Source organism: Brevibacillus sp. (assembly GCF_003521185.1).
GTDB lineage: Bacteria > Bacillota > Bacilli > Brevibacillales > Brevibacillaceae > Brevibacillus > Brevibacillus parabrevis.
On the sequence record NZ_DOTK01000007.1, the window covers coordinates 32,446 to 54,504 of the forward strand.

The window sequence follows — 22,059 nt, forward strand, 5'->3', positions numbered from 1 at the left end:
TCCCTTCGCCTAACGACCCGTAAAACGGGGAGCGCGTTTTTCCATGAAGGCCGCTACCCCTTCCTTGTGATCGGCTGTGCTGCCCGCAGCCTCTTGTGCGTAGGCTTCGTAGGCCAACGTCTCTTCCAGTCCCATTTCCAGCCCTTTGTACATCGCGCGCTTGATCAGCCCGATGGCTCTCGTCGGCAAGGCAGCCAGCTTGCGCGCATAGGCGAGGGCATCTTCCATAAAGCTCTCTGCCGGATACACCTGATTGACGAGTCCGATGCCGAGAGCCTCTTGTGCCGATACTTTTTCTCCCGTCATCGCCAGTTCCAGCGCCTTGCCGATTCCGACGATGCGCGGCAGGAAGTAGCAACCGCCCGAGTCTGGAACAAGTCCGATGCCCACGAACGCATTGACAAAAGACGCTTTTTCCGAAGCCAAGCGAATATCGCAAGCGAGCGCCACACTCATGCCCGCTCCTGCTGCCACGCCGTTAACTGCCGCAACAATCGGCTTCTCCGTTTTGTGCATCTGCAAAATCATCGGATTGTAACGCTCGCGTAAAAATCCGCCGAAATCCACGTCTCCGCCAGAAACTTCGCTCAGGTCCTGTCCGGCATTGAAAGCCCGGCCTGCGCCTGTGAGCAAAATGCAGCGAACAGCGTCATCCTTTTGCGCCTGTTTAAGCGCCGCAATGATTTCCTTGTGCATGACTTCTGTAAAAGCGTTGAATTTATCCGGTCGATTCAAGGTGACAATCGCTACGCCTTCTGACACTTCATACAGAATCGTTTCGTACATGGCCGCCTCCTAATTACCCGTAAACCGGGGTTTGCGCTTGTTCAGGAAAGCTTGCATTCCTTCCTTGCGATCCTCGCTGGCGAGCAGCAAATAAAAGCCGTTGCGTTCATAGTCCATGCCCTCGGCAAGCGGCAAATCCTCGGCTTTGTGCACCGCCTTTTTGATCACCTGTACAGCGAGCGGAGGCTGGACGGCAATTTGCTTCGCCAGCTTGAGCGCTTCCTGAAAATACGCCTCCACTGGCACGACGCGATTGACCAGCCCGTAGCGCAACGCTTCTTTGGCCGATATCGGTTCTCCCGTCAGCAGCATTTCCATTGCCTTGCGCATTCCCACCGCACGGGTCAGCCGCTGCGTTCCGCCCGCTCCCGGCATGACGCCAAGCTTGATTTCCGGCTGGCCGATGACGGCTGTCTCCGAAGCGATGACGATATCGCAGTTCATCATCAGTTCACAGCCGCCGCCCAGCACGAAGCCGCTGACAGCGCCGATGATCGGCTTGGAAATAAGCGACATGCGATCCCAGACGGCAAACTGGTCGCGCTTCATGATCTCGATAGCGGACGCCTCTGCCATTTCGTTGATGTCCGCTCCCGCTGCGAACGCTTTGTCATTGCCCGTCAGCACAATCACGCGAATGTCCGGGTCCCGATCCAGCCGTTCCAGCTCGGCGACCAGTTCATCAATCAACTGCAAATTCAATGCGTTAAGAATCTTCGGTCGATTCAAGGTAATAATACCGATACCGTCTTCGCTGGCCGTTTTGATATATTCGTAAGCCATGCGCTGTTCACACCCTTTTTCGCAGGTAGTCGAGTCGATAGGAAACTCGCCAGCTAGATCGCTGCCTGGGCTTTGCCCCGATTGTCCACAATGCGAATCGCCTTTCCTTCGCTGCGCGTCAAGGAATTTGGTTGTTGAATCCGCAGCACGACAGACACACCCAATGTATTTTTGATCATATGCCCGATCTCTTTTACAAGATGCGACAACGCAGCGCTTTCATTTCCACTGATTTCACTGGCGTACTTCTCGGTCAGCTCGCAGTGCACCTCAAAGCGATCCAATGCCCCGTCGCGCTCGATCACTACCTGATAGTGCGGAGCCAACTGGTTAAAGGTCAGCAAAACAGACTCGATCTCGGTCGGGAACACATTGACACCGCGAATGATGAGCATATCGTCTACACGGCCTTTGATGCGGGACATGCGCATGGTGGTGCGGCCACACTTACAGGGTTCCGGGTTGAGCGATGCGATATCTCCTGTGCGATAACGAATGACAGGGAATGCTTCTTTCGTCAGGGAAGTGAAGACAAGCTCGCCTTCTTGTCCATGCGGCAGCACTTCACCTGTATTCGGATCGATGATTTCTGCGTAGAAATGATCTTCCGCAATGTGCAAGCCATCCTGGGCCTCGTGGCATTCGATCGATACGCCCGGTCCCATGACCTCGCTCAATCCGTAAATGTCCACCGCCTTGATGTCGAGCGCTTCTTCGAGCTGAACGCGCATTTCCTCCGACCATGGCTCGGCCCCGAAAATGCCGTACTTCACGCTTGTCTCCCGCGGGTTGATGCCTTGCTTTTTCATTTCTTCGACGATGTTGAGCACGTAAGACGGAGTGGCTGCGATCCCGCGTGGCTGGAAGTCCTCAATTAGTGTAATTTGCCGGGAAGTATTGCCCCCGGATACAGGAACCGCTACCGCGCCCATGTGCTCGATTCCGTTATGCAGGCCAAGACCGCCCGTAAACAGGCCGTAACCGTAAGCGTTGTGGAAAATATCCCCTGGCTGACCGCCCGCACAGCAAATGGCGCGCGCGACGATTTCCGCCCAGTTTTCCAGGTCTTTCTTCGTGTAGCCTACAACAGTCGGCTTGCCTTTTGTGCCGGACGAACCGTGAATGCGCGCTACTTCCTTCATGTCCACAGCGAACAGCTTGAACGGATAATTTTCCCGCAGATCGGTTTTTTTCATGAACGGCAGCTTCTGAATGTCTTCGATGGACTGGATATCTTCCGGTTTTACGCCTGCTTCGTCAAAAGCTTTTTGATGAAAAGGCACTCGTTCGTAGACGCGCGCCACCGTTTCTTTCAAACGCTCCACTTGAAGCTTGGTCAGCTCTTCTCTTGACAACGTTTCCATTTCTGTATTAAAGATCATGCCGTTTCCCTCATTCCGTCACGTTATGTCTTTGTAGCTATCGCCTATTCTCCCTTGAACACAGGCTTTCTTTTTTCGCGGAAAGCTTCCAGCGCTTCCAGGCGGTCTTTCGTTGGGATAATGACTTCATAGCACATCGTTTCCACGTCCAGCCCTGTTTGCAAATCGACGCTGCTTCCGCGGTCGATGGCCGCCTTTGCCTGATAGACGGCGAGCGGTGCGTTGCCGAGAATCTCTTGGGCCAGCCCCATTGCCAGCTCCAGCAATTGTTCCCCGTCTTGCGCAACTCCATTCAATATCCCCAAGCGGCAAGCTTCATTCGCCTGAATGCGCCGGGCTGTCAAAATCAGTTCCTTCGCCTTCGCCGGACTGATCAAACGCGACAGACGCTGCGTTCCGCCCGCTCCGGGAATGATGCCCAGACTGACCTCGGTCAGCCCCATTTTCGCTTCCTCCACGGCGTAGCGGAAATCACAAGCGAGCGCTAGTTCAAATCCACCACCGAAAGCGAAGCCGTTGATCAACGCGATCGTCGGCTGCGGCAATCGTTCCAGCGCGGTGAACACATCGCGAATTTTGCGAACGTTTCTGCGGACTTGCTGTTCGTTCAGCGTGCGCCGCTCTTTCAAATCAGCTCCTGCGCAAAACGCCCGGCCTTCGCCTTTTATCAGCAGCACCCGAATGTCTTTTGAATCAAGCCGCACTTGTTCAATCAGATCACCCAGCCGCTCCAATGTAGCGTAGTTCAGTGCATTCAGCTCATCCGGACGGTTGAGCGTGATGATCGCCACATGACCGTCTCGTTCAAAGCGAACCGTTTCTTCCACTTCTATCCCCTCCTCGTGCAACCATACTCTTTAGCTTCGATTGGGATTGACCCGCGCATACGTTCCCGTGGCAAAAGCAACGAGCTTGCCGTCACAGGTGACGCGCGCCTCCATAATGATCAGGCTCTTGCCCTGCTTCAAAACGCGAGACTCAGCTTCCAGCCTCTCCCCACGGGCAGGGTACAAATATTGAATTTTGCTCTCTACCGTAACGCATTGCTGCACGCCGTCTACATGTGGCGCAGCTCCATGTCCCATCGCTACGTCAGCCAACGTCGCCGTCACGCCACCATGTACGACCCCATCTATGCTGTTGAACAGTTCAGGGCGAATTTTCAGTGCTACCTTGCAGCCCTGCTCATCTCGGTGTACGACTTCTATGCCCAGGTAGTGATTGAATCGATTGCGGATTTCCACTGTCATCCTCTCGCCCCCGTGTCTGGTATCCTCGTGAAACAGGGAAAGGAGCCTGTGCACGCGGCATTCGGCTTCCTTTCTCCGTTTTGTGTGTGCATTTGGTTATTCCTTGTCGTCCAGCGAAATGAAGTATTCATTTTTCCGATAAGCCAGTGCGTCCAATGTCGCTACCAGGCCGTGCTCGGATTCGACGCGGATGCGGTACCAGGCTGTCCGGTTGTTCTTCTTCTCTTCCGTAGCCGTTGCCACAAGCCGGTTTCCTTTCATTGCTGCGGCCAAAAATCCGATGTTCATCGAGAGCGCAACAGATGTTTTTCCGTAGGAGTTACAGGCTGCGGCAAAAACAAAATCAGCCAGGGAGAAAATGATGGCGCCGTGCGCTGTACCGTGCGCATTCAACATATGATCGGCCACCGTCACCTCTGCTGTCGCAGTCCCCTCGCCAAGCTCGATCAGCTTGACTCCCAAAAACTGGGCGAACTGGTCTTGTTTCAGCTTTTCGCAAATCTCGTCGTAATGTTTATGATGCAGCTCGCGCTCGTCAACAAACGATTTTGTTCCCATACGTTAAACCACTTCGGCAAAATGCATGGACACTACTTGGCCTGCAAATCCGCGCAAGTCTTTGCCTGCTGCACGCCCCTCTGGAGATGACAACGCTTCCAACAAGGCTTCCTTCGTTTCAAAGTACATTTCTGCGAGCAGATGCAGATCGGATTCGCCCATCGGCGTGCCGTATACTTTGCTTACCTCCATCTTGATCAAGCCAGGCATTTTCTCAGCGAGTGCAGCGTGCACTTCAAAATAGTGCTTGTCAAAAGCCTCGATATCTTCCGGCTTGCGATAAATTGCCACCAATTTCACCATTGCGATCCCTGCTTTCATTCATTTATTTTCACAAAATATGTGACGACTTAATAATATAACGTTATTTTAACGCATGTTGATATTTTTATTATATAAAGCCTTGTAGATAGGTGCAAGTATTTTTCAAAAAGCGAGAAAACTCTGTCTGCTCCCTCCCTTCCCGAAAAGCCGCTCCTATCCCATGCTTATCTCAATTCCCGCTCGATAGTACAAAAAAATGGCTGCCAGAAATGACTTCTGACAGCCCGAAAAAAAGAGGACAGACTTTTGGTCTGCCCTCTTGTCCTTGCCAAGCGTTCTAGATCCACACCCAGTAAACGAAGACGATTACTGCAAGCAGGATCACGAACAGCCCGGCGAAAATGCTGATCCGTGCGAACTCGTGGCCTTTTTGATCCATGTGCATCCAAACAAACAGTTGGAAGAACGCCTGGATGAAAGCCAAGACGACGATGAACGGTACGGTAAAACCTACCGGAATCACTTCATACGCAACAGCAATAAATGCAAGTGCGGTCAATACGAGAGATCCGATGAAAGCTACAACGTGTCTTTTTGGACCGTCGTGTTTTACTTTCGGCTTGCGTACCTCTTCATTATGAGCGTGTGCTCCCATAGATTATCCCACCTTTCCACCGATCATACCCATGAGATATACCACGGTAAAGATGAATACCCATACTACGTCGATAAAGTGCCAGTACAAGCAGGCCAGGTAGAACTTAGGAGCCGTTACTACCGTCAAGCCTTTCTTCACTGCCGACAACTGCAACAAAGTGATCCAGAGAATCCCGAACGCTACGTGACCCCCGTGGAAGCCAACCAATGTGTAGAACGCAGAGCCGAACGCACTTGTCGAGATTTTATGTCCTTCATGCACATAATGCACAAACTCATAAATCTCCAGGGCAAGGAATCCGAGACCGAGCAATACAGTGATGGTCAGCCAAACTTGAATCATTTTCAAGTTTTTCTTGTGCAGAGCGAGTGTAGCCATAACACTTGTCATCGAACTGGTAAGCAAAAGAAGTGTTGCAGCTGCAACCAGCGGCATGTCAAACAGTTGCTGGGACGTCGGTCCGCCGTTTGCTTGATCACGCAGCGCGATAAAAGTTGCGAACAACGAACCGAAAAGAACAGTCTCTCCACCAAGGAAGAGCCAGAAGCCAAGAATCTTGTTCTTGCCTTCAAGGGTGGCTTTTTCCGGTTCATCAGGTAAAACTGCATTTGCGTGATGTGTAGCCATTAAGCCTTAACCCCTTTCTCTTCGATTTCATCCTCATGAATATGATAACCAGGATCGTCTTTTACAGAACGTGCGAACATACATCCGAAAGTCAAAATCAAGCCGATCGCTACTACAACGTAGTTGTGGTACATGAAGCCATAGCCTGCAATGAACAGACCGACGGACATCAGGAACGGCAGGAACGATGGCGATGGCATGTGGATGTCACCGAGCGGTTCAGCAGGTGTCATGCCTTTGTTGCCAGCCATTTTCTCGATCCAGAATGCATCCAGACCACGCACCAGAGGTGTTTGGGCAAAGTTGTACTCAGGCGGCGGCGACGGAATTGTCCACTCCAGCGAGCGTCCATCCCACGGGTCCGCAGGTGCGCGTTTGCCTTTTGCTGCAACGACAACGTTGATGAGGAACAGGATTGTACCGATCGTCATACCGAATACACCGATGGTACTGATAAAGTTCCCTACATCCAGGTCCTGACCTTTCAGGTATGTGAAGACGCGGCGCGGCATCCCCATCAGACCAAGGAAGTGTTGCGGGAAGAAGGTAAGATGGAAACCGATGAAGAACGTCCAGAAGTTCCATTTACCGATTGTTTCATTCAGCATTTTACCGAACATTTTCGGCCACCAGTAGTAAAGACCGGCGAACAGACCGAAGACGAGACCCCCTACGATAACGTAGTGGAAGTGAGCTACTACGAAGTAGCTGTCATGGTATTGGTAGTCAGCTGGCGGAACCGCGAGCATAACCCCTGTCATACCACCGATCGTAAATGTCGGAATGAAGCCTACTGCAAACAAGTTTGCGGTAGGGAAGCGAATTTGTCCGCCCCACATGGTCAAAAGCCAGTTAAAGATTTTAATACCCGTAGGTACCGCAATCAGCATCGTAGCCAGACCGAACAGCGTGTTGGCAATGGCGCCCAAACCAGTTGTGAACATGTGGTGAGCCCACACCATGAAGCCGAGGAAGCCGATCAGCGCAGTTGCGAATACCATGGAGCTGTAACCGAACAGGCGCTTTCTTGCAAAGGTGGAGATAATTTCAGAAATAACACCGAATGCCGGGAGAATCAGGATGTATACTTCGGGGTGACCGAAGATCCAGAACAAGTGCTCCCAAATGACAACGTTACCACCCGCATCCGGGTTGAAGAAGTTACCGCCAAACAAACGGTCGAACATCAAGAGAACCAGACCTACTGTAATCGCCGGGAAAGCGAACAGAATCAGACCGGATGTAATAAAAGACGCCCAGGTGAACATTGGCATGCGCATGAATGTCATCCCTGGAGCACGCATGTTGATGATGGTAACAAGGAAGTTGATACCACCGATCAGCGTACCGAGACCGGCAATTTGCAAACCGAGAACGTAGAAGTCTACTCCGCGGCCGCTATATTGGTTCAAAGCCAAAGTGGTATAAGATGTCCATCCGGCATCTGGTGCTCCGCCAAGGAACCAGCTGGTGTTCAGGAGCACTCCTCCGAAGAAGAACAACCAGAAACCGAGAGCGTTAACAAAAGGGAACGCTACGTCGCGCGCTCCGATTTGAAGCGGAACGACTGCGTTCATCAGCGCGAAAATGACTGGCATGACCGCCAAGAAAATCATCGTCGTGCCGTGCATGGTAATCAATTCGTTAAACGTCTTGGCACCAACTACAGAAGCTTCTGGATACATCAACTGCAAACGGATCAACAGGGCCTCATAACCACCGGCGAGAAAGAAAATACCACCGGCAATCAAGTACAGGATCGCGATCTTCTTGTGATCCACTGTCGTGAGCCAGTCCCACAGCCCTGAACGTTTTGGTGCGGGTGCGTGAGAAGCATGTGCAGACACAGGTTTACCTCCTTTTTAAGCGTCACTGCCTATGACGAAATGTCATTTCATTACGGTAGTTACTTCACGCTGAGTGTAGACATGTACTCTACAAGCGCTTTCACTTGTGCATCGTCGAGGTTGAGGTTAGGCATGTTGTTGCCCGGTTTTACCTTTTGCGGATCTTTGAGCCACTCTGCCAGATTTTCAGGCGTGTGGGCAAGAATACCTGCTACGCGTTCGCGATCTGCGAAGTTGGTCAGGTTTGGACCCAGTTTTCCGCCTTTTCCAGCGATGGCGTGACAGCCGAGACAGCTTTTGTTGAAGATTTCTTGACCTTGTGCAGCACTTGGAGCTGTAGCGGCTACCGGCTCTTTGGACTGAACGCCCTTCATGCCGTTTGCCCAGCTGTCAAATGCAGTCTGGTCCATTACTTCTACCTTGAAGTCCATCAAGGCATGGGACGCTCCACAGAGCTCCGCGCATTTTCCGTAGAAAATACCTGTTTTGTCTGCTTGCAGCCAAATCTTGTTTTCTTGTCCCGGGTTGGTATCGATTTTACCGCCCAGAGCAGGAATCCAGAATGCGTGCATAACGTCAGCAGAGGTCACTTGGAACTGAACCTTTTTGCCAACTGGCAGAACCAGGTCTTGTGCGGTTGCTACTCCCAGATCCGGATACTCGAACTCCCACCAGAACTGGTGAGCGGTTACCTTCACTTGAAGCGCTTCCTCTTTTGGAAATTCCTTGTGCAGGGCGAAACCGGTTGTAACGGTTGGAATCGCCATCACAATCAGGAGCAGGAAAGGAATTACTGTCCAAAGAATCTCAAGTGCATGATTGCCTTCGACCTGCTTTGGAACGCCTTGCTGTCCTGGACGCTTACGGTATCGGATAAGGACGTACGTAAAGATCAGCATAACGACAATGAAGACGCCGATCATGATAGCGGAGGACAGCTTCATCAGGTCATACTGCATCGAAGCAACCGGGCCGGAAGGCTTGAGCGCTGAGAGCTCATCTTTGCCACACCCGGTTAACACCAGCGCCAGCAGACCAAACAGAGAAAGCTGACGCCAAAACTGTTGCCAACCCTTCATACCAATGAACCCCTCTTTCTTCGTGTTGGTAACGTTCTAGCCACGCATACAAACTAGAAGCTTTTTGCTCTTTCAATTTTGCACAAGGATGGCTATCTATTCCTTCCCCAACTATCATACCCAATCAGGAAAAGTATTAGCAGTCATCCCAAAAACAAACAGAAGGAGCAAAAGGGCCGAGATTGCAGACTCCTGCCAATGCGTGGTAACCATTTAAGTATACATAAATTTTCCTTAATCTAAAGGCTATTTGTTATCATTTTGTTAACAAATTTATGAACAAATTTGTGAACTTTTAAGATAAATGTAACCAGTTTAGGCAACTTAAAGGAGAAATATATGAAAAAAAGACCAATTGCACTAATCACTGGCTCCTCCAGCGGCTTCGGCATGCACGCTTCTGTGGCATTAGTCAAGGCTGGATTTTACGTAATTGCTTCCATGCGCGACCCGCAAAAAAGGGGCCCACTTGACAAACTCGCAAACTTGCATATAGCAACCGAACATATGGAAGTGATTTCCTTGGATGTCACCAGCCCTCCCCAGATCGAACAGGCGATCGCCGACATCGCGGATCGCCACGGGCGAATCGACCTGTTGCTCAACAATGCCGGATGCGCATACGGAGGCTTCAGCGAATCGTTGCGCCTGGAGCTGGATCGAACGGATCGCAACCAAAAAGCTGGCTCCTTCGAAAAACGATTGACGCGCGCGCAGAAAAAAAGACAGCCCCGTCTTTTCGCAGATGGACGGGGCTGTCCCGGCAACAATGGCACCTCTATGTGTTTTCCGAGCGGATCGCACGAAGCAGCCATGTATGCTGCAAGTATTCGGCCACACCGTAAAAGATGGCGACAAATCCCGCTCCCATTGCCGAGATTTGGGCATCAGGCAAAAAGACGATGCTGCCGTATACAATCAGAAAACCGATGATAAAATCAATGGCGGTTGTAAGCCACAGACTGCCTGGAGCCAGAATGGCCCTGTCCAGAAAAAATCCGGCAAGAGCAAGGACAAAGCCGACACCGACAGACTGGTACAGGTTCGCAAAATTCACCTCGGGAAAGAGGGCATCAGCCAAAACAACCAAGATCGGGCTTACCAGAAGCTTCATCAAAAGACCGTCCACGTGTGTTTCCACTCCTTTGCTGAGGTCTTCTCAGTATGCCCCGCTTTCCAGCGGCAATCCTCGCGGCAACAAGCCTCCGTCCTCAATGCAGCCACTGCTTGATCCAGTCATCCATCGGCTTGTAGATGATTTCCATCGCATAGACAGGGTTGGGCACAAGACCAAATTGTGTAGCGGCATACATCCCGACACTGATCACGAGCATGACGATAAACACAATCGTTTCTTTTCGCTGTTTCTTGCGGATCAGCCTGGGCAGCTCGTACAGACTGACGACGATGGAGATGAAGACTACCGTCAATACCGACATGACTCCCCCTCCTGATCACTCATTTTTCCTTGAAAGCGTTGTTGATCGTTCCCAGTCGCCTGATTTTCACTTCTGCCTTGATGTGAACCGGGAGCTTGGCAAATTCCTTGTTCCAGTTTTTTTCGAGTTGTTTCCACACCTTCGGATACTGGCGGTGGATGACATCTCCGAATCCGAAAATGTCCACTTCATGCTGCTTCGCATAAGTGACCGCCCGCATTCCTGTAGCAACCATGCCTTTTTCGGCTTCTTTTTGGATTTCTTCGATCGTCTCCATTTTGGTCAGGTCGATTTTGCACTGCACTTCGCCGATGTCATTTTCCAGGTGAATATCGACCATGATTTCCGGCTTGCCATTTTTCAGGATGGCTTTCACCTTGGAGTTCGACTTCATAATTTCCATCGTCAGGCGCCCTCCCCCTTTGCACGGAAGGCTAGCCGTACTTTTGACATTTCCGGTTATGTAGTTGTACGCCTTGCTGTCCTTCTCGTTGAGCCAGCCAATCAGCTTGTCTCCCCGAAAGGCAGCGAGTGTCGTGTACTGCAAAAGCACGTTGGAATCAATCTGCTCCACATTTTCGCGCTGATCCCCTTCCTCCGGCGAGCCTGTCAGCTTTATGCCCGTCAGTACCGCCTGTTTGCCCTTATTCGTCAAGTCCGCAATCAGTTGATCAAGGGTAATCGCGGCGGTTGGCGCCCACGCTTTGGACGACGTCTCCAAGGAAGCGAACAGCTCATTGGCGGGAATCTGCTCCAACGGCGTAATGACCTTCAAGATGTTGTGAGCTGTCGTACCGCGAGCCACAGCAATGTAAAAATCCGTCCGAAACTCGTGATCGCGCGAAACAAAATCAAGCACAGGCGCAATTCCTTCCCGTGCCAGTTCCTCCCCCAAAATCAGCATCCTCGTGTGCGACATATAAATTTTCCGCGGCGATATCGTCGTCATTTTGCGGAGAGCTTCAAATACAGTGGCACCGCTCATCGTAAACAGCGTAACAGGAGCCCTCCCCGGTTTGCCTTTGTTGGCTGCCACTTCAGCCGGGTCCACGACTTGGACAGACACGCTATACCCGGTCTTTACCTTGTCAATTCCGATGCCGACGCAAATCGCCAGATCGTTCAGCTCCTTGCGATTCCAGCAACCGCCCAGCAGGAAGACAAGTGTCAAGCAGAGAAGCACTTTGATGACTTTCATAGAAGTTCACTCCTTGCCTTTTTACCTTAATGCTCTGGCGGCTTCGGCTTCAAATTCGGTGATTGACGGCGCATGTTTCGTTTGGTGATCGACTCTGGGCGTTTGTCCATCATCCAGCGCGGCGCGCGCAAGATCGCATCACGCTGTTCTTTGAAGGAAAACGGGGCGAATGTACTCATGTAGGGTACGCCAAACGAACGCAGGCTGCACAAATGCAGAACCAGCCCAAGCACTCCGACGATAATCCCGTAAATCCCAAAGGAAGCTGCCAAAATCATCAACGGAAACCGGAGAATCCGCACGGGAATCGACATGTTGATCGCGGGAAAAATAAAGCTGGAGATCGCCGTAATCGACACGACGATGACCATCGCTGCCGAGACGATTCCCGCCTCTACCGCCGCCTGTCCGATGACCAGCGTTCCGACAACGGAGATCGCTTGACCGACCGCACGCGGCATGCGGATGCCCGCCTCTCGCAAAATTTCGAACGCGATCTCCATCAACAGCGCCTCTACCAGCGCGGGAAAAGGCACGCCCTCACGCTGCGCGGCCAAGCTGATCAAAAGCTGTGTCGGCAACATCTCCTGATGGAAGGTCGTGATCGCAATATAGAGCGACGGTGCGAGCAAGGCGATAAAAAAGCTGACAAAGCGCAGCATCCGAATCAACGTACTGAAATCAGCCCGCTGGTAGTAGTCTTCAGCCGAATGAAAAAACTCGACAAACAAAGAAGGGACAGTCAAAACGAACGGAGTCCCATCGACTATGATGGCAACTCTCCCCTCCAGCAAATTGGCCGCGACCACATCGGGACGCTCGGAATTGGAAATCGTGGGAAAAGGAGTGTACGCCGCATCCTGTATCAGTTCCTCGATCATCCCGCTCTCCATCAGGCCGTCCACATCAATCCGATCCAGCCTGTTGCGAACCTCCTCGATTACGCCTTCCTCGACCAGACCTTTGATGTACACGACGGCGATCTCGGTCTTCGTCACTTCCCCGATTCGCCTAGTTTCCACCCACATCTTTTCGCTGGCGATCCTTCTGCGCAAAAGAGTGATATTCGTCCGCAGACTTTCCGTAAAGCCTTCCCTCGGCCCGCGAATGACCGTTTGCGCTGTAGGCTCGGTCACTCCCCTGTCTTTCCACTCCTGCAAGCCGATGGCCATTGCTTTTTCATAGCCGTCTATGAGGATGATGACACAGCCGGAAAGCATGGCTGTAAACAGCTCGGGAAAATTGTTGACGTCTCCGATATCTCCAACGGTCAGAACCGCATCCTTTAAAAAAGGGACGAGATCTTCCTCTCGTTCCAGCTCTATTTCTTTGAACCGGGTCTTGTAGAGCAGACTGTTAATCAAAACGCCCTGTACCATGTGCGAGTCGACCATCCCATCCGTGTAGAGGATCGCAGCACGTACAGGCTCCCGGCTATCCAGCACCAGTTCGCGAATTACAATATCATTGCTGTACCCAAGCGACTCTTTCACAAAATGAACATTCTCATCCAGGCGAGGGCCAATCTGAGCCATCTCATTGCTCCTTACATTGGCAATTATTTATCCAGTTTTTCCACCCGAGTCTGTTACTAAACGAAAACATCAAAAAGAAAAGGCGCCCTCCCCCGTTCAATCGGGAAGAGACGCCTTTTCAGCTGGTTTATCCGGCAGCGGGCTTGTTCGGCTCGTCAAAAGACGGATCGTACCATTCTACCTTGTGGTTTTTCTGGATGTCATTCAGCCAGTTGTTGTAGTTCTCGCTGCGGTTTTTATCGGCCAAAACAGATTTGATCTGATCCCGCACCTTTTCAAATTCCGGCGCTGGCGATCCCATCTGCTGTTTGTTTTCATCGTAATATTGTTTCACTTGCTCATCTGTGACCGGGAATGCCTTGTCGAGCAGCTTGTCGCGGGTCATCAGGACAGACATCTTTTCACGAAGCTTCTTTTCGTCTAGCCCCATTCCCTGAAGATAGCTTTGAAAAGCTTCCTCGGAGCCGACTTGCTGTTTCATCGAGGCGATTTCCTTGTCCATTTCCTCTTTGGTGACCTGGATCTTCTGTGCCTTGGCTTCCTGCGAAATCAAAGATTGAGCGACCATCTCATGTATCATTTGCTTGCCGTACGTGCTTTTCATTTCATCGTACAGCTGGTATTGCGTAATCGAGGTATCACCGGCCTTTACCAGAACCGGATCTTTCTTCGCTTCTCCTGCCTGATAGACACCGAGTACAGCCAGTCCGGTCAGTAAAATGGCAACTGAGAGTATGGAAACATCAAACTTCTTCACGTGGATATCCTCTCTTTCAATGTTCTGCCCATCAAGTATAGCCAGGAGATGCGGTAGAAAAATGGAAAAGCCTTTACACAACTTTTCCACATTTTATATCATCATGTGCCGATTTGGCGATCGTCATTCACGGAAAGTGTCACCTTACATGAAAAACCGTGCAAAAAGAGAGGTGAGAACGGAGGCAAGGACGGGACCTAAAACCGCCCATATTTGTAAAAAGCGCTCTTGCTTTCTGCTTCTGTCTCCTTCGATCATCTGTGCCAAATTTTCTTTGTCCCGATTGTCGTTGTTCAGTAGCTGCATGATGATATCTTTCTCTTTGTTTGCTTTTTCTTCTCTCAATTTCAGCTCCGTCTGTAGCTTCGCGATCGCTTGCAACAAATCTATGCGTACGTCTTCCATGCGTTCTAATCTGTGTTCTATGCGTTCCAACCACTTTGTTGCGACTGTCATTTGTCCCTCAAGCTGGTCGATCCTCTCTTCGAATTTGTCCAGTTTCTGGTAGATGCGCTGCATTTGCAAGTCCATGTCTCTTTGGTTGTCCTGTTGCCCCGGCGTCATAGGTTCCACCTCCTCCGTCCTTTGTAATAATGGTTTATGTTGAGCAGTCAGCCATTGCTTGTACGGTTATCCCTTTCCTCTTCACCCGCAAGCAAAAAAGGCTGTGCACAGCGTTTTTCCAAAAAGCTGGGTTTTCGGCTACAATAGGGGGATGACCGATTGCCATTTGCTTTGGCGAGAAGGAGGAACTTATGAAAGCCTTGCTGGAAGTCAACAACGTAACGGGCGGCTACTCCCCGAGCCGTGCCGTCATCCAAAATATTTCCTTTGATATTCATGCTCACGAAATCGTCGCCTTGATCGGACTGAACGGAGCAGGGAAAAGCACGACGATTAAGCATATTCTGGGTCTTTTGCAGCCGCTGGAAGGCTCTATCCACATTGCAGGCCAAACCTTTCAATCCGATCCTGACCACTATCGGCTCTCTTACGGCTACATCCCGGAATCTCCCATCTATTACGAGGAACTGACACTTTGGGAGCATATCGAGCTGATGGCGATGAGCCACGGTTTGACAAAAGAGCAGCTTGACCAGCGAGCTTCCGTCCTGCTCAAAGAATTTCGCATGGAGGAAATGAAAAACCGTTTTCCGCAGCAGTTCTCCAAAGGGATGCGGCAAAAATTGATGATCATGATGGCGCTTCTCGTCCAGCCGCCTCTGTATATCGTCGACGAACCGATCCTTGGTCTTGATCCGCTCGGGATACGCTCTTTGCTCACCTGGCTGGAGCGCTGCAAGGAGCAAGGGGCTGGCATCCTCATGTCTACACACATCTTGGCGACCGCAGAGAAGTATTGCGATCGTTTTATCCTGCTCCACAAAGGACAAATCAAGGCCCAGGGCACGCTTGCAGAGCTTCGCCAGTTCACAGGTCTGACCAACCATTCGTTGGATGACATCTACTTACATATCGTAGAGGATGAAAAACAGTGAAGATGGATATGGAGCAGCTGTTTCAAAAAAGATTGCACGCCTTTTCCACAGAGTTCATCAAATACGCGCAATACATGGCCAATGGCGGTGTCTTGTTTGTCGCCGTTTTCCTTGCCGGATTGATCTCCATGTACTACCGCAGCATAATCGAACTGATTCCGGCCTGGTTTCCACTCGTCCACGCACTGGCACTGGTTATGGCCATCGTGGTGACGCGCAGTCCGCACCGCACCTTTTTGCTGGAAGCAGACCTGATTTTCCTCACTCCGCACGAGACGCGGCTCGCTGGCTATTTTCGCCGGGCGCAGGTCTATAACTTTTTCGTCCAAAGCGTGGGACTGTTTGTGCTGGTTCTCTTGCTCTTCCCTATGTACACAAATGCTGCGGGAGCGGACAAAATACAGCTCTGGCTGTACTGGCTGATTCCGTTTTTGCTGAAGGGCTGGAATGTTCACAGCAGCTGGATTTTTTTGCGCCTGCCTGCCGTCCAAGCACAGCGCCTGTTCTTTGCCGCCCGCTTTTTGCTGTCCTATCTGATTCTTGCCTGGATTTTCAGTGCGGGGCAATTTCTCACTTTTGGATATGTGCCTTGTGGGGCCGTCCTTAGCGCCCTTTTGCTTGTCTGGCTCCATCGGCAAATGCGCAAAGTGCAGGCCCAGCATCCGCTCAAATGGTATCGGCTGCTGGCGATGGAAAACGGGTTGCGTCAGCGGTTTTATCAGATCATGAACAACTTCCGGGACGTTCCTGCCTTGCAGCATCAGGTGAAGCCGCGCTTTTGGCTGACCCGCCTGGCGCAGCTTCTGCCTTACAGTCCGGCTCATACGGCGCGTCATTTGTACGCCCGGACGTTCATTCGCTCCGGGGATTACGCCGGGATTTACGCCCGCCTCGTCTGCCTGGGCATCATCGTCATTCTCGTCCTGCCGAACCTGTACGCCAAAGCGATTGCTGCCGCTCTCTTGCTGCTGATGACAGCAAGTCAGCTGGGCGGCATCTGGCGACAACAAGGCAAGCGAGCCAGCCACCAGCTTTTCCCTGTTCCGCCTTCCGAGCAAAAGCGCGCATTTGTCTGGCTGCGCTCGACCTTGCTGCTGTTTCAGGGCGTCGTGCACATCGCCGTACTTTTGTGGTAACCAGCACCTTTTCGCTGCCAACAAAAACAGCCCTTCGCTTGGCAAGAAAGCCAGTGCGAAGGGCTGTTTTGTTTCGGGCAAAGCTTACAAGCGGAACGTATCCACTTTTCTGCGCAACTCCTGGATGCTTTCGGTAACGTCCTGAATTTCGACGACAAACTGGTCCACGTTGCCGCTGACGTCATGAATTGTAGCCGACACCTCTTCGGTCGCAGCGGCTGTCTGTTCGGAAATCGCCGTTACGGTCAATACGGATTCGTTCACCTTGTTTTGACCGTGCTTCATGGTTTCAACGCTTGCAATCACATTGGCCAGCGAAGTTTTGAGCGTGTTCGTCATCGTGGACAGCTCGGTGATTCCTTTTGCCACCGAATCGAGGCGCTGTGTTCCGGCATTGTAACGGTTCAAAGTTCCGTTCGTTTTTTCGGCTGCCTGCTTCACCTGATCCTGGATGTCCTTGATGCTCTCCTGAATGACCAGCGTTGCCGCTCCTGTCTGCTCAGCCAGTTTGCGCACCTCGTCTGCAACCACGGCAAAGCCGCGACCTGCTTCCCCGGCCCGGGCGCTCTCGATGGCAGCGTTCAGCGCGAGCAAGTTCGTCTGTCCTGCAATTTGCTGGATCGTTTCAATTACGTCATTGATTCGGCGCGATTTTTCCTCCAAAATCATCATCGTGTTTTGGACATCGTGGAACTGGTTGTTCGTTTCCGTTCCGTCAGCCAAAAACTCCTGCAATACTGTGTAGCTGCTCTGGCCGATGTCAGCTACCTGGTTAGAGACAGCATCCATCGCTTCGATCGCGCTGTTCAGCTCGGACAGCTCGCTCAAAAATTCTTGAACCGTTTGCACGGTAGTTTCCATCGCCGTTGCCGTTTGTTCATTGCCAGATGCGATCTCCTGGCTCGTAACCACGATATTTTTATTTTGCTCGCGAACAGAGGAAGCGCCTTCCCGAATGGAAACAGCCATATTGTCGATGCGCTCTGTCGTCTCCTTGACGCCGCCGATAATTTGGCGAAGCTGTGTTGTCATCTCGCTAAAAGCGACAACGATCCGGCCGATTTCATCATTTCGCTTCGTGACGGCGATCTTCGCGTCTGTCAAATCGCCTCCAGCGATCCTCGCCGAGGCTTCCTGTACGATTCCCAGCGGACGCAGCATTCTTTTCACCACGAAGTAGACCGCAATCAAAGCGACTATCGTCACCGCCGCCATGGAAATAATGATGCGCGGCATCGTTTCACTCAGTACAAGCTCGTTGATCAGCTCGACCTTTTCCGCAGCGGTATCGACACCGAGAATAGCCATAACTTGCCCGGACTTGTCCTGGATCGGTGCAAACGCACTCAGATACGAACCGTAAACCGGATCATTGACGATGGGCGTATTGCTCGTTCCGCCTTGAAGCACGGGCGCGATGTCTGCAAAGGTGGTCGAAGTCGTAGGCTGTCCGATCGTGAAGCTATCCTCGACCATGCCGTCCGCCATGATTTTGACCTTCTCTCCATCTGCCTGGAGAATGTATACGTATAGCGCTCCCGTCTTGTCCATGTACTCTTTCAGCGTCTTTTGGATGGACATGTACTCGTCATTTTTCTCGGGCTTGGCCAAGAAACTGGCGAGCTTCTCTGTATCGATGCCTGCCGCTACATGCATCGCGGTTCCAATACTTGAGCGTGAAAGCGTCCGTTCGATCGTGGTTGCGCTGTTTTGATTGATCATGAAGACGTTGACTGCCATCGTCAAAACGACAATCACAGCCACGAGCGCGACCACCCGACTAGCCAAGCTCTTGTTCATCCTTTCTCACTTCCCCTTTTCTCTGTACGATAGATTAATAGATCGATAATTCCCCCACAGAAGTTTCTTCAAACAAAAAACGCCTCAAAGGGCGCTTTTGTACTGAACTCCCTATTTGTCTTATCGACAAAAAGGAGCCTATTTATTAACTGAATATGACCCTAATTTTGCCAAAATCATGAAACGATGGTTAGGAATATCCACATAGCCGATCGGCTCCATTTTCTTTTGCAAAGCAAGCAGCGCTTCCGCGTATTGCTCTACCGCGAAGTCGCGAATCTGCCATTCGATCGCCTTCAAATAGTAGACGATTGCCCCGACGTCATAGAAACGGGTGAAGCTCATTTCCTCTTTTTGCTGCAAAATGACAAAGCCTGCGTCCTGTAGCTCGGCGGCTGCAAAAGCCAGATTCCAGTGCAAATAATCGGGAGGAATCGGCGCTCCGAGCAAACGGTTCAACTCCAGGTTGTCCTGCCCGCCGACCTGCTGGGTTACGAACGTCCCGGTCGGTTTCAGCAAGCGCGACAGCTCACTCGGCAAATACGATTCATGACGATTGATGATCAGATCAAAAGTGCGATCCGCGAATGGCAGCACATCTTCTCCGTCCGCCTCGACCACCTCGATGCCCAGTGGCGCAAGATTGGCCCGGGCTACTCCTACGTTGGGCTGGTATCCTTCTGTCGCAAACGTTCTCGCCGGATGCGGCTGCAAGGAAGCGAGCAGTTCTCCCCCGCCTGTTCCCATATCGAGCATCGAGTCAATCCCGTTCATCAGCGCTTTGACGATACTCGCATAATTCCAGGTCAGCGGAGCTTCCTGCATTCTCCCTGTCTGGGTGAGCCGCTGAAAATTCCATCCGGCAAATGGCGCTTCTACCTCTCGCTTGAAAATCTCCCATGCTGTTCTTTGTTCCATGATTGATGTCTCCTCCTGTTTCTGTCGTTTGCCTCGAATTGGCTGGATGACGATGATCCAGGTGGAGAACGACAGCGTTCCGAGCGTTGTTATGTCTCGAAAAAGTCAAAAGACATGCCTTCTGCACTCCTTTCACTCACATGTATCCGTCCCGAGGCGGAGGGAAAATACTGCCCCAGTACGTTTGGCTGATCAGCGATGCTCTCTATCATGTAAGAATGGAACTGTTCACGGGAGGAATTATTTATGGCAGATTTTGCGGTGCTCGCCGGAACCCACCAAGGCTTGTTTCTCGTTCTGGTCCTCACGACACTCATCCCGGCCCTTATCGCCCATACGCTCGTCTATCAGCCAACCAAACGAGCGCTTGCAAGAAAGACCCGCTTGACTCTGCTGTTTGTCTGGATATCGCTGTCTGTATTCGCCGGACAACTGCTTTTGACCTGGGCGTATTTTCAATCATTCGGTTGGCTTTACATAAAGGACAAAACAATCGGCTTTCTCCCGCTGATCGCTGTCCCTGTTATTTGCGTGCTTTTTTTCTCGCTTCCCCGCTTGCTGGACCTGGCAGCAAAGCTGGGCAGATGCAGCAACAAGCCATCTTATATTGTCGATAATCCCGACATGTCTCTGATTGCGCAAGAGGTTGCTTCAGCAGACATGAGTCTTTTGCGGCAAGCAGACCCTTTTTACACTACAGATCATGAGCGGGTGGATGAACATCTCCGAAAAATGGTTTCGGCGCCTGAACTGATCGTTCCCTTGCAGCTTGCCGTTCTGGGCAGTGTCACAGCCTGCTACCTGCAGCTTACCTTCCCTGCTGTCACGCTGGAGCCATCCACGCTGCTCGTCGCCTGGGTGGTAATGGTGGCTGCCACCTCAGCTCTCTGGATCGTTCAATCATGGCAGCAGCAGCGTTGCTCCCACCCCGGAGAATGGAAGCGCCCTGCGCCGCTTTTTCGTTTTTTGCGGGCAACGGGTGTATTCATGGTCCTGTCCACCGGACTTGTCGCGTTTGGCAGTCAGGCCCTTCAAGCCAGCCTGCTTCCGGAACAGTTCAACATGACCAGTCACACGAACGTCGATACTGGGCTAAGCACAAAGCAACTTGCCCACCATTCGCACGCTAGTCATGCGCCGGACAGCGGCACTGCGCCCTCGTCGAATGCCAAAACGGTCAGCGTAGCGGACTTGACCGGGCCGCGTGCGGGCACGGCAGATCGAAAATTCGCATTGACGGCACAAAAAGCGACGATTCGGCTGCCTTCCGGAAATACGCTGGAAACCTGGACCTTTAACGGGCAATACCCCGGGCCAGAGCTGCGGCTCAGGCAAGGCGAGCTGGTTGAGATCGTCCTGGAAAACAAAGATATCGCTGATGGCGTCACCATTCACTGGCACGGTCTGAACGTTCCCAACGCCGAAGATGGCGTAGCCGGAGCGACACAGGACGCTGTACTTCCTGGCGAAAAGCACGTCTACCGCTTTCGCGCCGAGCAAGCCGGAACCTTTTGGTACCACTCGCATCAGCAAGCCTCTGTCCAGGTGCGAAAAGGGCTTTTTGGCGCTATGGTGATTGAGCCTGCTGCCAATGCAAATGCATCTCGGTCAGAGCCCGCCATCCGCGATCTTGCCCTCATTCATCACAAACCAAAAGGAGAAGGGCCGACGCTGAATGGCGCAGACACGCTTGCCAAGCAAACGGTTGCCCCTGGTACTCCTGTAAGACTTCGTTTCATCAACGCGGAAAACCTGCCCGTCACTTATCAGCTCCTCGGCACTTCTTTTCAAGTGAGCGCCATTGACGGAAACGAAGTCAACGAGCCGAATTTGCTTGCCAACCAAGCGCTGAAGCTTGCTGCCGGAGGGAGATATGACGTCTCCTTTACCATGCCGAATCGCCCCGTCTTGTTCACACAAGCGACCCAAGGCAAAAACCGCGGCAAAGGATTGCTGCTCAGCCCGGACGGAGGCGATGCCTTGCCGAACCTGCAAGCAGACTTGCCGCTGTTCGATCCTGCTCGCTACGGCGCTCCGCTGCCTTTGCCTTTTGATCTCGCCACATCGTACGATCGCGAATACGTTCTGCTGTTTGATGTCGCCTTCGGGATGTACGATGGCCGCATCGACGGTCTGTGGACGATAAACGGCGAGGTGTTTCCCGACACGCCGATGATGCTCGTCCAGGAGGGCGACCTGGTGAAAATGACTTTCGTCAACCGCAGCTTCATGGATCACCCGATGCATCTTCACGGTCATCACATGCTCGTCCTCACACGCAACGGCAGACAGACTACAGGAAGTCCCTGGTGGACGGACACGCTGAATGTAGCGCCGGGCGAGACATACGAAGTCGCCTTTCGCGCTGACAATCCCGGCCTTTGGATGGACCATTGCCACAATCAGGATCACGCCGCGCTTGGCATGAGCATGCATCTTTTGTACGAAGGAGTAACCACTCCCTACGAAGCAGGTCGCGCTACCCGCAATCATCCCGAATAATAGAAGAAAAAGCAGCCTGGCCATGTACCGGGCTGCTTTTT

At 52.0% G+C, this 22,059-nt stretch carries 22 protein-coding genes and 1 pseudogene; 4 read left to right on the forward strand and 19 right to left on the reverse strand.

The window, feature by feature from the left end; genetic code table 11:
- Window positions 1-9: 9 nt before the first annotated feature.
- From DEP07_RS01770 to coxB, 11 genes are all read right to left on the reverse strand, one after another.
- The gene (locus DEP07_RS01770) at window positions 10-786 is read right to left on the reverse strand and encodes an enoyl-CoA hydratase-related protein (RefSeq protein ID WP_122964316.1); all 777 of its coding nucleotides are present in this window, start codon (window positions 784-786) and stop codon (window positions 10-12) included.
- 9 nt (window positions 787-795) lie between these two features.
- Entirely contained in the window at window positions 796-1,569 is a 774-nt protein-coding gene (locus DEP07_RS01775) for an enoyl-CoA hydratase-related protein (RefSeq protein ID WP_122964315.1), read from the reverse strand.
- 53 nt (window positions 1,570-1,622) lie between these two features.
- Complete coding sequence (paaK, locus tag DEP07_RS01780; RefSeq protein WP_063230842.1) at window positions 1,623-2,951, reverse strand: phenylacetate--CoA ligase PaaK; 1,329 nt, start codon at window positions 2,949-2,951, stop codon at window positions 1,623-1,625.
- A 44-nt stretch (window positions 2,952-2,995) separates the two neighbouring features.
- On the reverse strand, window positions 2,996-3,778 hold the full coding sequence (locus DEP07_RS01785) for an enoyl-CoA hydratase-related protein (protein WP_063230841.1): 783 nt from the start codon (window positions 3,776-3,778) through the stop codon (window positions 2,996-2,998).
- Between the two features lie 30 nt (window positions 3,779-3,808).
- Window positions 3,809-4,201 carry a PaaI family thioesterase gene (locus tag DEP07_RS01790; RefSeq protein ID WP_063230840.1) on the reverse strand — a complete coding sequence of 131 codons (393 nt, stop codon included), beginning with the start codon at window positions 4,199-4,201 and terminating at the stop codon, window positions 3,809-3,811.
- Window positions 4,202-4,297: 96 nt separating this feature from the next.
- On the reverse strand, window positions 4,298-4,759 hold the full coding sequence (locus DEP07_RS01795; RefSeq protein ID WP_063230839.1) for a hotdog fold thioesterase: 462 nt from the start codon (window positions 4,757-4,759) through the stop codon (window positions 4,298-4,300).
- Between the two features lie 3 nt (window positions 4,760-4,762).
- Window positions 4,763-5,062 carry an EthD family reductase gene (locus tag DEP07_RS01800; RefSeq protein ID WP_122964313.1) on the reverse strand — a complete coding sequence of 100 codons (300 nt, stop codon included), beginning with the start codon at window positions 5,060-5,062 and terminating at the stop codon, window positions 4,763-4,765.
- Between the two features lie 298 nt (window positions 5,063-5,360).
- The gene (locus DEP07_RS01805) at window positions 5,361-5,678 is read right to left on the reverse strand and encodes a cytochrome C oxidase subunit IV family protein (protein WP_122964312.1); all 318 of its coding nucleotides are present in this window, start codon (window positions 5,676-5,678) and stop codon (window positions 5,361-5,363) included.
- Between the two features lie 3 nt (window positions 5,679-5,681).
- The gene (locus tag DEP07_RS01810; RefSeq protein ID WP_122964311.1) at window positions 5,682-6,308 is read right to left on the reverse strand and encodes a cytochrome (ubi)quinol oxidase subunit III; all 627 of its coding nucleotides are present in this window, start codon (window positions 6,306-6,308) and stop codon (window positions 5,682-5,684) included.
- Window positions 6,308-8,155 carry a cytochrome c oxidase subunit I gene (gene ctaD / locus DEP07_RS01815; protein ID WP_122964310.1) on the reverse strand — a complete coding sequence of 616 codons (1,848 nt, stop codon included), beginning with the start codon at window positions 8,153-8,155 and terminating at the stop codon, window positions 6,308-6,310. The genes DEP07_RS01810 and ctaD overlap by 1 nt, the downstream gene beginning before the upstream one ends.
- Window positions 8,156-8,214: 59 nt before the next feature.
- Window positions 8,215-9,234, reverse strand: a complete 1,020-nt coding sequence (gene coxB, locus DEP07_RS01820; RefSeq protein WP_122964309.1) for a cytochrome c oxidase subunit II — start codon at window positions 9,232-9,234, stop codon at window positions 8,215-8,217.
- Window positions 9,235-9,624: 390 nt separating this feature from the next.
- On the opposite strand from coxB, the pseudogene DEP07_RS01825 reads away from it, so the two are divergent.
- Window positions 9,625-9,813 (forward strand): annotated as a pseudogene (locus DEP07_RS01825) (short-chain dehydrogenase/reductase); the annotation flags it as partial.
- Between the two features lie 199 nt (window positions 9,814-10,012).
- Here the strand turns inward: DEP07_RS01825 and DEP07_RS01830 are convergent.
- The 6 genes from DEP07_RS01830 to DEP07_RS01855 form a co-directional block, all read right to left on the reverse strand.
- On the reverse strand, window positions 10,013-10,363 hold the full coding sequence (locus DEP07_RS01830) for a DUF2512 family protein (RefSeq protein WP_063230832.1): 351 nt from the start codon (window positions 10,361-10,363) through the stop codon (window positions 10,013-10,015).
- An 82-nt stretch (window positions 10,364-10,445) separates the two neighbouring features.
- Window positions 10,446-10,673 (reverse strand): hypothetical protein, encoded by a 228-nt coding sequence (locus DEP07_RS01835; RefSeq protein WP_122964308.1) that lies wholly within the window; start codon window positions 10,671-10,673, stop codon window positions 10,446-10,448.
- A gap of 19 nt (window positions 10,674-10,692) precedes the next feature.
- Window positions 10,693-11,871 carry a Ger(x)C family spore germination protein gene (locus DEP07_RS01840; protein WP_242774316.1) on the reverse strand — a complete coding sequence of 393 codons (1,179 nt, stop codon included), beginning with the start codon at window positions 11,869-11,871 and terminating at the stop codon, window positions 10,693-10,695.
- Between the two features lie 26 nt (window positions 11,872-11,897).
- Window positions 11,898-13,406, reverse strand: coding sequence for a spore germination protein (locus DEP07_RS01845; RefSeq protein ID WP_122964306.1), 1,509 nt, complete (start codon window positions 13,404-13,406; stop codon window positions 11,898-11,900).
- A 127-nt stretch (window positions 13,407-13,533) separates the two neighbouring features.
- Entirely contained in the window at window positions 13,534-14,163 is a 630-nt protein-coding gene (locus DEP07_RS01850; RefSeq protein WP_122964305.1) for a SurA N-terminal domain-containing protein, read from the reverse strand.
- A 144-nt stretch (window positions 14,164-14,307) separates the two neighbouring features.
- On the reverse strand, window positions 14,308-14,694 hold the full coding sequence (locus DEP07_RS01855) for a hypothetical protein (protein WP_229049749.1): 387 nt from the start codon (window positions 14,692-14,694) through the stop codon (window positions 14,308-14,310).
- A gap of 224 nt (window positions 14,695-14,918) precedes the next feature.
- On the opposite strand from DEP07_RS01855, the gene DEP07_RS01860 reads away from it, so the two are divergent.
- Together DEP07_RS01860 and DEP07_RS01865 are read left to right on the forward strand one after the other, a co-directional pair.
- Window positions 14,919-15,662, forward strand: a complete 744-nt coding sequence (locus tag DEP07_RS01860) for an ABC transporter ATP-binding protein (protein WP_063230827.1) — start codon at window positions 14,919-14,921, stop codon at window positions 15,660-15,662.
- Window positions 15,663-15,664: 2 nt separating this feature from the next.
- Window positions 15,665-16,798 (forward strand): ABC transporter permease, encoded by a 1,134-nt coding sequence (locus DEP07_RS01865; protein WP_217365106.1) that lies wholly within the window; start codon window positions 15,665-15,667, stop codon window positions 16,796-16,798.
- An 84-nt stretch (window positions 16,799-16,882) separates the two neighbouring features.
- Here the strand turns inward: DEP07_RS01865 and DEP07_RS01870 are convergent, their stop codons facing one another.
- Together DEP07_RS01870 and DEP07_RS01875 are read right to left on the reverse strand one after the other, a co-directional pair.
- On the reverse strand, window positions 16,883-18,598 hold the full coding sequence (locus tag DEP07_RS01870) for a methyl-accepting chemotaxis protein (protein ID WP_122966375.1): 1,716 nt from the start codon (window positions 18,596-18,598) through the stop codon (window positions 16,883-16,885).
- A 138-nt stretch (window positions 18,599-18,736) separates the two neighbouring features.
- Window positions 18,737-19,516: a class I SAM-dependent methyltransferase gene (locus DEP07_RS01875; RefSeq protein ID WP_173596652.1), complete on the reverse strand. Its 780-nt coding sequence runs from the start codon at window positions 19,514-19,516 to the stop codon at window positions 18,737-18,739.
- 246 nt (window positions 19,517-19,762) lie between these two features.
- Here DEP07_RS01875 and DEP07_RS01880 point away from each other — a divergent pair, with 246 nt between their 5' ends.
- Window positions 19,763-22,018: a multicopper oxidase family protein gene (locus DEP07_RS01880; RefSeq protein WP_281869690.1), complete on the forward strand. Its 2,256-nt coding sequence runs from the start codon at window positions 19,763-19,765 to the stop codon at window positions 22,016-22,018.
- The last annotated feature ends 41 nt before the right edge of the window (window positions 22,019-22,059 follow it).

Bases quoted from the DNA above. Each gene is read 5' to 3' on its own strand.
- DEP07_RS01835 (WP_122964308.1), bottom strand. From the start codon at position 10,673: ATGTCGGTATTGACGGTAGTCTTCATCTCCATCGTCGTCAGTCTGTAC.
- DEP07_RS01805 (WP_122964312.1), bottom strand. From the start codon at position 5,678: ATGGGAGCACACGCTCATAATGAAGAGGTACGCAAGCCGAAAGTAAAA.
- DEP07_RS01775 (WP_122964315.1), bottom strand. From the start codon at position 1,569: ATGGCTTACGAATATATCAAAACGGCCAGCGAAGACGGTATCGGTATT.
- DEP07_RS01810 (WP_122964311.1), bottom strand. From the start codon at position 6,308: ATGGCTACACATCACGCAAATGCAGTTTTACCTGATGAACCGGAAAAA.
- DEP07_RS01870 (WP_122966375.1), bottom strand. From the start codon at position 18,598: ATGAACAAGAGCTTGGCTAGTCGGGTGGTCGCGCTCGTGGCTGTGATT.
- DEP07_RS01875 (WP_173596652.1), bottom strand. From the start codon at position 19,516: ATGGAACAAAGAACAGCATGGGAGATTTTCAAGCGAGAGGTAGAAGCG.
- DEP07_RS01800 (WP_122964313.1), bottom strand. From the start codon at position 5,062: ATGGTGAAATTGGTGGCAATTTATCGCAAGCCGGAAGATATCGAGGCT.
- DEP07_RS01860 (WP_063230827.1), top strand. From the start codon at position 14,919: ATGAAAGCCTTGCTGGAAGTCAACAACGTAACGGGCGGCTACTCCCCG.
- DEP07_RS01770 (WP_122964316.1), bottom strand. From the start codon at position 786: ATGTACGAAACGATTCTGTATGAAGTGTCAGAAGGCGTAGCGATTGTC.
- DEP07_RS01855 (WP_229049749.1), bottom strand. From the start codon at position 14,694: ATGGACTTGCAAATGCAGCGCATCTACCAGAAACTGGACAAATTCGAA.
- DEP07_RS01790 (WP_063230840.1), bottom strand. From the start codon at position 4,201: ATGACAGTGGAAATCCGCAATCGATTCAATCACTACCTGGGCATAGAA.
- DEP07_RS01865 (WP_217365106.1), top strand. From the start codon at position 15,665: ATGGATATGGAGCAGCTGTTTCAAAAAAGATTGCACGCCTTTTCCACA.
- DEP07_RS01880 (WP_281869690.1), top strand. From the start codon at position 19,763: ATGGCAGATTTTGCGGTGCTCGCCGGAACCCACCAAGGCTTGTTTCTC.
- DEP07_RS01845 (WP_122964306.1), bottom strand. From the start codon at position 13,406: ATGGCTCAGATTGGCCCTCGCCTGGATGAGAATGTTCATTTTGTGAAA.
- coxB (WP_122964309.1), bottom strand. From the start codon at position 9,234: ATGAAGGGTTGGCAACAGTTTTGGCGTCAGCTTTCTCTGTTTGGTCTG.
- paaK (WP_063230842.1), bottom strand. From the start codon at position 2,951: ATGATCTTTAATACAGAAATGGAAACGTTGTCAAGAGAAGAGCTGACC.
- DEP07_RS01840 (WP_242774316.1), bottom strand. From the start codon at position 11,871: ATGAAAGTCATCAAAGTGCTTCTCTGCTTGACACTTGTCTTCCTGCTG.
- DEP07_RS01795 (WP_063230839.1), bottom strand. From the start codon at position 4,759: ATGGGAACAAAATCGTTTGTTGACGAGCGCGAGCTGCATCATAAACAT.